Annotated in this window: 9 protein-coding genes; 5 read left to right on the plus strand and 4 right to left on the minus strand. The window is 69.8% G+C overall.

The features are described 5' to 3' along the window. The first annotated feature begins 3 nt into the window (after positions 1-3). On the plus strand, positions 4-3,549 hold the full coding sequence (locus ACLJQF_RS11785; protein WP_410608300.1) for a CHAT domain-containing protein: 3,546 nt from the start codon (positions 4-6) through the stop codon (positions 3,547-3,549). Between the two features lie 97 nt (positions 3,550-3,646). Beyond that, positions 3,647-4,255, plus strand: a complete 609-nt coding sequence (locus tag ACLJQF_RS11790) for a hypothetical protein (protein ID WP_410608301.1) — start codon at positions 3,647-3,649, stop codon at positions 4,253-4,255. A gap of 199 nt (positions 4,256-4,454) precedes the next feature. Here the strand turns inward: ACLJQF_RS11790 and ACLJQF_RS11795 are convergent, their stop codons facing one another. From ACLJQF_RS11795 to ACLJQF_RS11805, 3 genes are all read right to left on the minus strand, one after another. Further along, positions 4,455-4,613 carry a hypothetical protein gene (locus ACLJQF_RS11795; protein WP_410608302.1) on the minus strand — a complete coding sequence of 53 codons (159 nt, stop codon included), beginning with the start codon at positions 4,611-4,613 and terminating at the stop codon, positions 4,455-4,457. A gap of 584 nt (positions 4,614-5,197) precedes the next feature. After that, positions 5,198-5,803: a response regulator gene (locus ACLJQF_RS11800; RefSeq protein WP_410608303.1), complete on the minus strand. Its 606-nt coding sequence runs from the start codon at positions 5,801-5,803 to the stop codon at positions 5,198-5,200. Next, positions 5,797-6,900 carry a GAF domain-containing sensor histidine kinase gene (locus tag ACLJQF_RS11805; RefSeq protein ID WP_410608304.1) on the minus strand — a complete coding sequence of 368 codons (1,104 nt, stop codon included), beginning with the start codon at positions 6,898-6,900 and terminating at the stop codon, positions 5,797-5,799. Before ACLJQF_RS11805 ends, ACLJQF_RS11800 begins: the two co-directional genes overlap by 7 nt. Before the next feature lie 134 nt (positions 6,901-7,034). On the opposite strand from ACLJQF_RS11805, the gene ACLJQF_RS11810 reads away from it, so the two are divergent. Continuing rightward, entirely contained in the window at positions 7,035-8,699 is a 1,665-nt protein-coding gene (locus ACLJQF_RS11810) for a CocE/NonD family hydrolase (RefSeq protein WP_410608305.1), read from the plus strand. Between the two features lie 11 nt (positions 8,700-8,710). Further along, positions 8,711-10,372, plus strand: coding sequence for an AMP-binding protein (locus ACLJQF_RS11815; protein WP_410608306.1), 1,662 nt, complete (start codon positions 8,711-8,713; stop codon positions 10,370-10,372). Here the strand turns inward: ACLJQF_RS11815 and ACLJQF_RS11820 are convergent. Continuing rightward, positions 10,338-11,015: a GntR family transcriptional regulator gene (locus ACLJQF_RS11820; RefSeq protein ID WP_410608307.1), complete on the minus strand. Its 678-nt coding sequence runs from the start codon at positions 11,013-11,015 to the stop codon at positions 10,338-10,340. The genes ACLJQF_RS11815 and ACLJQF_RS11820 overlap by 35 nt on opposite strands. A gap of 153 nt (positions 11,016-11,168) precedes the next feature. Between ACLJQF_RS11820 and ACLJQF_RS11825 the strand changes: the two genes are divergently transcribed. Then, entirely contained in the window at positions 11,169-11,600 is a 432-nt protein-coding gene (locus ACLJQF_RS11825; RefSeq protein ID WP_410608308.1) for a VOC family protein, read from the plus strand. Positions 11,601-11,607 lie beyond the last annotated feature (7 nt).

The raw sequence follows: 11,607 nt of genomic DNA on the forward strand, positions 1-11,607 counted from the left end.
GACATGGAAACCCTGCCTGGCGGACTGTTGGCGCACCTGGCGTCGGCGGGAACCGCGGAGACGACCGCAGTACGCGCTTCCTGCGCGGTGGGCGATTACGCGGCGGCGCTCGGGGAGCTCGACCGGACGGCCGCGCGCGGAACCACCGGAGCCGTCTGGCGGAGCCTCGCCTGGGACGGCGTCTGGCTGACACTGCCGGACGAGACCAACCGGCCGATGGCGCAACTCGGGACGAAGCTGCTCGAACGGCCACCGGCGGCGGAGATCGAACCCCCGATCGAGGTGCCGGACTGGATCCTGTGCCCCTTGCTCACCGACCTGCGCAACATCCGGTCGGTACTTTCGCCGGATCTGCGGGCCACCGAGCCCGCGCTGGTGGCGGACGCGTTCCGGGACGGGCTCGACGCCATCGACCAGGCCCGTACGGCACTGGCCGCCCGGCCGGATCTCCTCGGGCACTTGGACCTGCTGGCCGCCGACCTGGCGGTGCGCGCCGGCGAGTCCTCCCTCGTGGAGGAGTTCCTCCGGTCCGCGGACCAGCGTCTGACGGCCGCCGGTGACGTGGCCGGCCGCGGAGCGGCGGCGCTCGTCGCGGGTGACCGGCTCGCCGCCCCATTGACTTCGCCGGTGTCCTGGAACTGCGTCCTGGCGCATACAGCCGACACAGCCGACAACGCCTTGCCGGACGAAGTGGAGGCCGCGGAATTCACCGGCTCGGGTGCGGACCCTGCCGGCGCCGAAGCGGCCTACGCCGAAGCAGCCCGTTGTTACGCCGACGCGAACGACCAAGCGGGACGGGCCGCCGTCGCGCTGCGGAGGGGCTATCTGGCTGTGATCGCCGGTGAGCCGAGCGAGGCGATCGAGTTCGCCGAACTGGCCCGGCTGGAGTTCGAAGCCGCCGGACGCCCCATGGACGCTGCCGTCGCGGCCGTTCACCGGGCGTTGGCCGCGATCGCGGGCGACCGTTTCCCGGCCGACCTCGGCGCGGCCGACGTCGTGAAAGCCGTGGGGCTGGGCACAGCGGGCCACGCTGCCGCATTCGGCCTCGGCCTCCTCTGCGTCCGCGTGGGCCGGCACTGGGCGGGAGTGCCCCAGCCGGAACGCGCGCGAGCCACGTTCCGGCTGGCCGAGCGGATCTGGGCGGCCATTGACGAACCCTGGCTGCGCGCCCGGACGCTCGCCGACGTCGCGCAGAGCGCCGTATCGGTGGGCGACTTCACCGCGGCGCGGGTAGCTCTGCTGGATGCGCTGGCCGCCGACCCGACTCCTCTTGCCGAACCTGCCGACCCGTTCGACGGGCGGCGAGTCGGACGCGCGTTCCTGGCCGGACGCATGTACAACATGGCGAGCGAGATCATGGACGTAGAAGGAATGGATCGAGCGAGCTGGGTGATCCACGAGACGCTCGATCCGCTGCGCGCGATCCTTCCGACACTCTCGGACCTCGGCAAGGTGTTCGCCACCCAGCTGCTCGAACTCACCAACCTGCCCGGCCGGACCGTGGCGACCCTCCTGTACCGCGCTCGCGACGCGGCGGACGACGGCGACACCGAACGCGCCGCGTTCCTTTTCGCGGAGGCCCGGGCGGTTCTGGAGGCGACAGCCGTCGAGGAGCGCGGTATCGACGAAGCGCTCGTGCTCGCTTACGAAGGGGACAAGGCGGGCGCCTCGGATGCCTTCGAACGCTATGTCGAAGCGAAGGTGATGACGAGTGACCCGGCAGAAGTCCGGATGCTGCACCGGCAGGGCCTCGCGTTCCAGCTCAACGTCGAGAACACGATCCGGGCGCGGCACCACTACGAGGTGCTGGTCACGTCCGGTACGCCGTGGTGGACGGGTCTCGGTCCGCATTGGCAGGCGCTCGCGGCGGAAGGCAGGCTGCTGGAACAGGAGAACGACCTGGCCGCGGCGGCCGCCGCGCTGGACCAGTCGCTTTCCGAAATCGAACTGACGCGCGCCACGTTGAGAAGCGATGCGTCGAAACGTTCCTTCTTCGCCGGCCGCGACGTCCAGCAGACATACCTCGATGCGACGAGGGTCGTCGTGCGGCTACGGGAGAATGCCCAGTCGGCGGGTGACGACGATGCCGCTCGCAACCACGGCGCGACCGCTTTCGCCTATGTCGAGCGCGGCCGGGCACGCGCCCTGCTCGATCTGATGATGTCGGCGACCGGAGCAGAACGCGCCGGGCTGCCCGGAGGCCTCGTCGACCGCTGGCGTTCGACGGGTGCGGCTGTGGCCCTGGCCCAGGACGCGCTCGTCCGGGCGAGTGAGCGCGAAACGCCCGCCGTCGAACTGGCGCAGCTGCGGCGGCAGCTGGACGCCGCGATCGAGGCCTTGCGTCTGGTCGAGGAAGAGCTCCAGTTGAGCAACCCCCGGTTCTGGGACGCGGTCAACCCGCAAGCCGACGTGAGCACGCTCGACGTGGTTGCGGCCACCCTTCCCGTGGATACCGCACTCGTGCAGTTCGCGATGGGCCGAACCGACCTGTTCTCGTGGGTGGTGACCCGAGAGGGGATGATCGCCTCGTCCCGGTTCAGCGGGCAACACGACGTCAAGGCACTCGTTCGGACAATCGTCGAAGCAGCGGCGCACCGCACCGGCCACGGCGACTCGGCCGACCGGCTGGCGGCCCTGCTGCTGACACCGGTGCGGGACGCGATCCGGAACTGCACGTCCCTCTTCATCGCGCCGGCTGGAGCGCTGATGCGGCTGCCCTTCGCCGTACTGCCGTGGGAAGGCTCCGTCCTGGGTGCCGGATTCCCCATCGTGGTCACCCCGAGCGCAAGTGCGCTCGAGGCACCTACGGCTCCGTTCGTGGACGCCGGCCCGGTGGTGGTCGTCGGTGACCCGGCGGACATGGCCATCGACCTCGTGCCGGGCCGTCCACCGGTTCCGCTCGATCCCCTGCCGGGTGCTCGCCTGGAAGCGACGTGCGTCGCGCGGTTGTACCCGGGAGCCGAGTTGCTGCTGGGGCCGGACGCGACGGAGGACCGGATCAGGCCGCTGCTGTCTCGGGCGCCGGTCGCCCACCTCGCGACGCACGGCGTCCTGGACACCGACTCGCCGCTCGGTTCGGCGGTCCTGCTGGCCGCCGGTGCCGCCTTGACCACCGCGGACCTCGTCGGCGAGCGGCTCGGCCACGGGCTGGTCGTGATGAGCGCGTGCCACACCGGTGAGGGAAACGTTCTTCGCGGAGACGAACTCCTCGGGCTCAGCAGAGCTCTCTTCGCCGCCGGAGCCCGTTCGGCCGTGGTCACCCTCTGGGCCGTGGACGATCGATCGGCAGCCTTGCTGATGACCGAATTCCACCGCCGGCTGCGGGCGGGTGATACCGAGCCACAGGCGCTGCGAGCCGCTTCGAACTACTTGCGCGGGCTCGACCGGGCCGCGGCGCTGGCCGCCTTCGAGGCCCTGCGCCAGGCCGACCCCGGCGTCACGCCAGGCCCGGACGGAACAGGACGCGGTTTCGGGCCGTGGTCACCCGATCCCCTGCCGTTTTCCCACCCCTACCACTGGGCGCCGTTCGCGCTCATTTCTACCGGATGACCTACGCAGTTTTTCCCATTTCTTCACCGGTCCGGTCGAGGCATTATTTAAAGGACCATCCAAGGATCGAACAGGGGTCGAAATGAGAAAAGGATCGATGACCAGATTTGTTGTCACCGCCGCGGCTGTGCTGTGCCTCGCCACCGGGTTCGCCGGCGCCGCGCACGCAACGCCCCAGGACCAAGGAGCATCGAAACAGGGTCTGGTGCACGCCGAGCCGAAGGTGCCCGTGATCGTGGACGGAGTCCGGTACGAACCGAAGGAAATCCACCGGTTCGACGGCCGCGAGCTCTACTTCGTCTTGGATCTGACGCATTCGGACGTGCTGCTCGCGTTCACCTCGGAAACGGGCTTCCGGACGGCCGTCACCGCTCAGACGGCGGCGTACCACGACCGGGCTGCCACGGCGTCGGCGAATCAGTACGCGGTCTACTACTCCGCGGACGAACTGAAGGGAGACTGGCTCAGGGTCAATTCCGGATCCGGCTACAACGACCTTCGCGCGGTCGCGCGCGGCTGCGGCATCTTCGGCTGCGCGGGCGACTGGAACGACGTGATCTCGTCGGTGGAGATCCACGGCTACCAGTACCTCTACCGCGACCCCGGCTACGGCGGCGGCTACTTCTGGGTGATCGGCGACGGGTGGGTCAACCTTTCGACCTACGGGTTCGACAACGCGGGTTCTTCGCTGAACGTCTGGTGGTGACCAGCGCCGAAAGGCGGTGAGCTACCGCTACCGCCTCGCCCCAGCGACACCTCGCCGGGGCGAGGCGGCCCATGTCATCAGACACGGCCAGCTCGGCCGCTTCAGGTGATCTTGCGGGAAAGCATCTCGGCCGCCCTCTGTTCGCCAAAATTTTCGTTCCTGCTGCCGCGGACGCCGAAGGAAACGGCCAGCAGCTGCCCTAGACCTGTTCGAAGGGTCGCGCCGGTGTTGCGGTCGTGACGCGCACGGCATCGCTACCGCCCGCTCCGTTCGCGCCAGAGTTGTCGCGTCGGCGGCTGTTGGTTGGCAACTGCATTGCGATGCTTCCGAACGCGTTGCCGGCGGCCAGCAGCGTCACTCCGGTAGCGTCCCGGTTCTGGGTGGGACCGGGACGCCTCCAACTCCGGTCGTTCTCCCAGTCGGAGACACGCTGTGACGCTTTTGCGGATTGCCCGCAGGTCAGCGGAGATACACCGCTCCAGGCAGCGGAAGACACCGTCTGCCATCACACTTGTCGTAGAGGTCGAGCCGGTGACCGCGCAAGCAGACGACGAGCGTACCGGCGGCCGGATCGGGCGCAGACCACCGAACTCGCCGCGCGCCTGACCGAGCGACGCTGCCGAGTTGGTCGCCGTTCATCGGGCGCCTCGCGATAATGGCCTTGCCGACCGTGGCGACGTGCAGATCGCCCGGCGACCTCGGACAGTCCACGGCCGACAGTTGGCTCGGCGGTAGTGACGGCGTTCGGCCGCCGCAGTGCGCGACGTTGCGCGGGCGAGCCGGACTCAGGATCTCGAACCCTCTTGTGGGACAAGAACTCCAGACAGGCCTATCCCCGCTCGGTGCCCTTGTCGACGCCCTGTCGAAGGTCTGGCCGGCAAGGTCCAGCGGTACCACTCAGGACAGCGGGGAGCCGCACCACGGGAGGAAAAGAGGCGCCGGTCAGAGCAGGCCTTGGCCACGGGCGTTGGCGATGAGCTGGGCTCGGTTGCGGGCGGCGAGCTTGTGCATCACGGTGCGCAGGTAGGTCTTGACGGTGTTGATCGACAGGTTCAGCTCGGTGCCGATCTCGGGGTTGGTGTGCCCGGCGGCGACGAGGCGCAGGACGTCGTATTCGCGGGCGGTGACCGGCGCAGTGGATGAGGCGGATGGTCCGGTATGGAAGGTGCCGGTGCGCGCGACGCTGCGGATCGCGTCCCGGAGGGCCGTGCCGCCCGCGTGTTTCACCAGGATGCCGCAGGCACCGGCGGCCAGCGTCGGCGCGACGGCGGCGTGTTCGGGGAACGCCGTGAACAGCAGGACGCGGCTGTCCGGGCTGACCCGGTGCACTTCGGGCACGACGTCGGCGGCGAGGAGGTCGGGGAGCCGTAGATCGAGCAGCACGACGTCGGGCCGTTCCCCGGCGCAGACGGTCACCGCGTCCGCGCCGGTGGCGGCGTGACCGACGACGACCATGTCCGGGTACCGCTGCAGCTGGGCCGCGACCCCGTCGTGGACGACCGGGTGGTCGTCCACAACCACGATCCGGGTCGGGGTGCGGGTCAGCACGGCAACCGGGCCCGCCAGCTGGTGCCACCGTCCGGATCGGACACGACGCGGACGGAGCCACCCAGCCGGCCGAGCGCTTCGGCGGTGCTGGTGAGGCCGAGCCCCGGCGTGTGATCGGGGCGAAGCCCGACTCCGTCGTCGTGGACGGCGATCGTGAGCCAAGGCGAGTTTCGCTGCACCGACACGGTGACAGCGCTGGCCTGGGCGTGCTTTTCGACGTTCAGCAGGGCTTCACGGACCGCGGTGAGCAGGACATCCGCTCGGGACGGTGCGAGTTCGGGCGGGTCTTCGTCGAGGATGACGAGTTCGGCGGGCAGGCCGGTGCGGTCGGCGAAGGCCGCGCAGTCGGCGCGCAGGGCGACACCGAGCGCGAGCGCGGCGGGCGAGGAGCGCAGCGTGCGCAACGACTCGCGCAGCGCCGTGGTCGCCTCGACGGCCTGCCGCTGGAGCCGGTCGAGCCGGACGCGCAGGTCCGGATCGGCCTGGGTGGCTTCGGCGAGGTCGGCCATGCCGGAGCCGATGGCGAACAGCAGCGCGCCGACGCTGTCGTGCAGGTCGGCCGCCATCCGGCGGCGTTCCTCGTGGACCGCGATCTCCCGGCTCAGCCGGGCGCGTTCGGCGACCGAGACCGCAAGCGCGGCCTGGGCCGCGATCGCCGAGGCACGTTCGATGTCACGGTCACCGAACGTCCCGTCCTCGCGCGGGCCCAGGGCGAGGACACCGAGCGGTTCCCCGTCGCGCAGCAGCGGGACGGCCAGCACGCGCCGCACCTTTTCTCCTGCCATGTGGCGATCGAAGTCGTGGGTGATTTCCTGGCTGCCGAAGTAGTCGTCGACCCACTCCGCGCGCCCGGCCTGGAACACCTTGCCGGTCAACCCCGTGCTGGGCGGCACCCGGAGGGCGCGGAGCACGCCTGTCCGGTCGCCGGTGACCTGGTCGAGCGTCAGCACGCCGTCCGCGTCGGGGCGGGCCGTCCAGGCGACCTCCGAGCCTTCGGTGAGCAGCGCCAGGGCGCGCCGCAGCGCCTCGCCACGGTCCAGCGTCGCGAGCAGGTCCGCGTACTGCTCCTCGAGATCGACGAGGTGGTGCGCCCGCATGTCCACATCAAACACTCCCCCACCGGTCCCTGTCACGGGTCGCTACACCCGTTCGGGTGTGCCGGGGTGGCGCCGGGTCTGTCAGGGTCCGGTCGCTCTCATCGGTGCGAGGAACGAGGCCATCAGTGCTTGACGTGACGATCGAACACGACGTGCCGGCCACCATGCGCGACGGCGTCGTGCTGCGGGCCGACGTGTACCGGCCCTCGGCCGAGGGGCCGTGGCCCGTGCTGCTGACCCGGCTGCCCTACGGCAAGAACCAGTCGTTGCTCGCCGCCGTGATGGACCCGGTCGGCAAGGCCCGGCGCGGCTTCATCGTCGTCGTCCAGGACACCAGGGGCCGCTTCGCCTCCGACGGCGAGTGGGAGCCGTGGACCTACGAGATGGACGACGGCTACGACACCGTCCGCTGGGCGGCCGCGCTCCCGGGTTCGAACGGGGCCGTCGGGATGTTCGGGGGCAGCTACCTCGGCAACACCCAGTGGATGGCCGCCCTCGCCAAGCCGCCGGAGCTGAAGGCGATCTCGCCGATGATCACCTGGTCCGAGCCCGGCGACGGGCTCTTCGCCCGCGGTGGGGCCGTCGAACTCGGCATTACGGTGGCGTGGTCGCTCATGCAGGGCGCCGACACCCTGCTCCGCCGGCACGCCGACGACCCGATGGCCCAGGGGCAGGCCCTGATGGCCCTGATCGGTGACACCGACGCGGTCGCGGACACCACGTACTGGGAGCTGCCCACCGGTCACCTTCCCCTCTTCGAACGGCACGGCATCGCCGAGCTCGGCTTCGAACGATCGCTCCGGGAGCCGGAGTGGAGCGCGGCCTGCCGCGTCGCCGGCCGGCAGGCGGAGGTCGACCTGCCGAGCCTGCACACCGGCGGCTGGTACGACATCTTCTGCCAGGGCACCCTCGACAACTTCACAGCCATGCAGGCGGCCGGCCGCCCGGCAAAGCTGGTCATGGGCCCGTGGTCGCACACCGGCCAGATGGGCTACCTGGGCGACGTCAACTTCGGGCTGGCCGCGAGCACGGAGCTCCTCGGCTTCCGCGGCCGGTTCGCCGACCTCGAACTCGGCTGGCTCCGCCAGTGGCTCGCGCCGGAGGACAGTCCTTTGCAGCCTGAGTTGCCGCCCGTCCTGCTGTTCGTCATGGGGATCAACCAGTGGCGCGAAGAGCAGGAGTGGCCCCTTGCCCGGGCCGTCGACACGGACCTGTTCCTGCGCTCCGGTGACCGGCTCGCCTTCGCCGTCCCGGAAGCCGGAGAAGGCACCGACAGTTTCACCTACGACCCCGCCGACCCGGTGCCGACCACCGGTGGCGCGCTGCTGATGTCGAACGAGTTCCCACCCGGCCCGTTCGACCAGGCCAAGGTCGAAGCACGGCCCGACGTCCTCGTCTACACCACCGACCCGCTCGCCGAGGATCTCGAGGTCACCGGCCGCGTCCGCGCCCACCTCACCGCGGCGACCGACGCACCGGCGACCGACTGGGTCGTCCGCCTCTGCGACGTCGACCCCAGCGGTGTCTCGCGGAACATCGTCGACGGCATCGTGCGCGCGGTGGCGACGCCGGGCGAGTTCACCGAACAGGTCGTCGACCTCTGGTCCACGAGTCACGTGTTCCGCGCCGGGCACCGGATCCGGGTGCAAGTCACCTCCAGCAACTTCCCCCGGTGGGACCGCAACCTCAACACCGGCGAACCCATCGACCAGGGAACACAGTCGCGCCCGGCGCACCAGGAAATCGCCCACGACACGGCCCGGCCTTCCCGGATCGTGCTCCCGGTGATCCCGGCGTAGGGAGAGCAAGCGTGAACGGCAGTTACGCCTCCGGCACTTCCGACGTCCCGTTGCTCGGCGACACCATCGGGGACGACTTCGACCGCACCGTCGCCGCGGGCCCGGACCGGGAAGCACTGGTCGAGGTGCCCACGGGCCGCCGGTGGACCTACGCGCAGCTCCGCGCCGACGTCGACGTCCTGGCCCTCGGATTACTGGAAACCGGTGTGGGGAAAGGCGACCGGGTCGGCATCTGGGCGCCGAACATGGCCGAGTGGACGTTGCTGCAGTACGCCACGGCGAAGATCGGCGCCATCCTGGTCACCATCAACCCGAGCTACCGGACGCGCGAACTCGAGTACGTGCTGAAGCAGGCCGGGATCTCGGTACTGGTGTCGGCGCGCGAGTTCAAGACCTCCGACTACGCCGGGATGATCGGCGAAGTCCGTGGCAACTGCCCCCAGCTGCGCTCGGTGGTGCTGATCGGTTCCGAAACGTGGGACGCCCTCCTGGACACCGGCCGCGGCGAGGACGCGGCCCGGCTGACGGAGGCGCAGGCCGCGCTGTCACCGGACGATCCGATCAACATCCAGTACACCTCCGGGACGACCGGCTTCCCCAAGGGCGCGACGCTGTCGCACCACAACATTCTCAACAACGGCTACTTCGTCGGCGAACTCTGCGGCTACACGGCCGAGGACCGGGTCTGCATCCCGGTGCCGTTCTACCACTGCTTCGGCATGGTGATGGGCAACCTGGCCTGCACCTCCCACGGCGCCACGATGGTCATCCCGGCACCGGGCTTCGACCCCCAGGCGACGCTCGAAGCGGTCCAACAGGAGCGGTGCACGTCGCTCTACGGAGTGCCGACGATGTTCATCGCCGAACTCAACCACCCGGACTTCGCGGACTACGACCTGACGAGCCTGCGCACCGGCATCATGGCCGGGTCACCGTGCCCGGTCGAGGTGATGAAGCAGGTCGTGTCCCGGATGGGCATGGAGCAGGTCACCATCTGCTACGGCATGACCGAGACCAGCCCCGTCTCGACCCAGACCCGCGTGGACGACTCGCTCGAACTGCGCGTCTCGACCGTCGGACGGGTGCACCCGCACCTGGAGATCAAGCTGGTCGACCCGGCGACCGGCCTGACCGTGCCCCGCGGCGAGGCGGGCGAGCTGTGCACCCGCGGGTACTCGGTGATGCTGGGCTACTGGAACGACCCGGAAAAGACGGCCGAAGTGATCGACGCGGCCCGGTGGATGCACACCGGCGACCTCGCGGTGATGGACGCCGACGGGTACGTGAACATCACCGGCCGCATCAAGGACATGGTCATCCGCGGCGGCGAGAACATCTACCCCCGCGAGATCGAGGAATTCCTTTACACCCACCCTGACATCGTCGACGCGCAGGTCATCGGCGTCCCGGACGTCAAATACGGCGAAGAGCTCTGCGCCTGGGTCAAGGTGCGCGATCGCGCCGGCGAGGTGACGGCCGAGAGCCTGCGCGCGTTCGCCACCGGGAAGCTCGCGCACTACAAGATCCCGCGGTACGTCCTGGTCGTCGACGAGTTCCCGATGACCGTCACCGGCAAGGTCCGCAAGGTCGAAATGCGGGAAAAATCCGTCCGGCTCCTCGACCTCGGCGAAGCCGCGATCACGGCTTCGCCGGCTGCCCGCGGCGTCCGATGAGGATGTCGAAGGCTTCACCGCGGTGGGCCGCGAAGAGTTCGAGGGCGGTGTCCCGATCGCGGGCGCGCAGGGCGTCGCACAGGCGCCGGTGTTCAGCCGGGACGCAGGTGAGGTAGCCCTCGGAGTCGACACCGATACGGGTCAGCAGGAACAAGTACACCTGGGACCGGATGGCCTGCCACGCCTCGGTCAGCCGCCGATGTCCGGCCGCGGCGTAGACGGCGTCGTGGAAGTCGATGTCGCAGCGCACCATCTCGTGCTCGTCCCGGGCCCGCTCCATCCGCTCGACGACCTGCTCGATCGCCGCCAGCTCGGCGTCCGTGGCGGTGGCGACCACCAACTCGACCGCGAGCTGCTCCAGCGCCGAACGCAGGCTGTCGAGCTCGGCGACGTCCTCATCGGACAGCGTCGTCACCGTCGCACCGCGATGCCATTCGCTGCGGACCAGACCTTCGCGTTCCAACCGGAGCAGGGCTTCGCGGACCGGGCCACGGCTGACGCCCAGCGCCGCGGACAGCTCGACTTCGCGCAGCTGCACGCCGGGTGGGTAGGCGCCACCGAAGATGGCGTCCCGGACCCGGTCGGCGACCTCGTCGGCCAGCCCCCTGCGGCGCGCGGGTGCCACCCGGCCCGGTTCGCTCATCGTCGTCCTCCCTCACGCAACGTCCCCCTTCAGCATGACCGCCGCCAGTGCCCACCAGCCGTGCGGGGCCTCACACTCGAACCTCTTGCGCATCTTTGTCGCAATGTTAACATTTCTACAAGCATCAGCCTACTGGAAGGGCCCACCACGGACATGACCGTTCTCGACTCACCCATCCCCCGCTTCCACCTCGCCGTGCCGGTCGACGACCTGGCCGCCGCCCGCACCTTCTACGGCGACGTGCTCGGCCTGCCCCAGGGCCGCAGCTCCGAGACGTGGATCGACTGGAACCTGCGCGGCCACCAGTTCGTCACCCACCTCGCGCCGGCGCGGCCCCAGCGGATCCACAACCCGGTCGACGGACACGACGTGCCCGTCCCCCACTTCGGCCTGATCCTCACCGTGCCGGAGTTCCAGAAACTGGCCGACCGGCTGCGCGCCGCCAACACCGAGTTCGTCATCGAGCCCTACGTCCGGTTCGAGGGACAAACCGGCGAGCAGTGGACGATGTTCCTGCTCGACCCGGCGGGCAACGCCCTGGAGTTCAAGGCCTTCGCCGACGACTCGCAGGTCTTCGCCGCCTGAACACCCT

It is taken from the genome of Amycolatopsis sp. lyj-109, from assembly GCF_046548995.1.
Classification (GTDB): domain Bacteria; phylum Actinomycetota; class Actinomycetes; order Mycobacteriales; family Pseudonocardiaceae; genus Amycolatopsis.

Bases quoted from the DNA above. Each gene is read 5' to 3' on its own strand.
- ACLJQF_RS11820 (WP_410608307.1), bottom strand. From the start codon at position 11,015: ATGAGCGAACCGGGCCGGGTGGCACCCGCGCGCCGCAGGGGGCTGGCC.
- ACLJQF_RS11825 (WP_410608308.1), top strand. From the start codon at position 11,169: ATGACCGTTCTCGACTCACCCATCCCCCGCTTCCACCTCGCCGTGCCG.
- ACLJQF_RS11805 (WP_410608304.1), bottom strand. From the start codon at position 6,900: ATGCGGGCGCACCACCTCGTCGATCTCGAGGAGCAGTACGCGGACCTG.
- ACLJQF_RS11790 (WP_410608301.1), top strand. From the start codon at position 3,647: ATGACCAGATTTGTTGTCACCGCCGCGGCTGTGCTGTGCCTCGCCACC.
- ACLJQF_RS11785 (WP_410608300.1), top strand. From the start codon at position 4: ATGGAAACCCTGCCTGGCGGACTGTTGGCGCACCTGGCGTCGGCGGGA.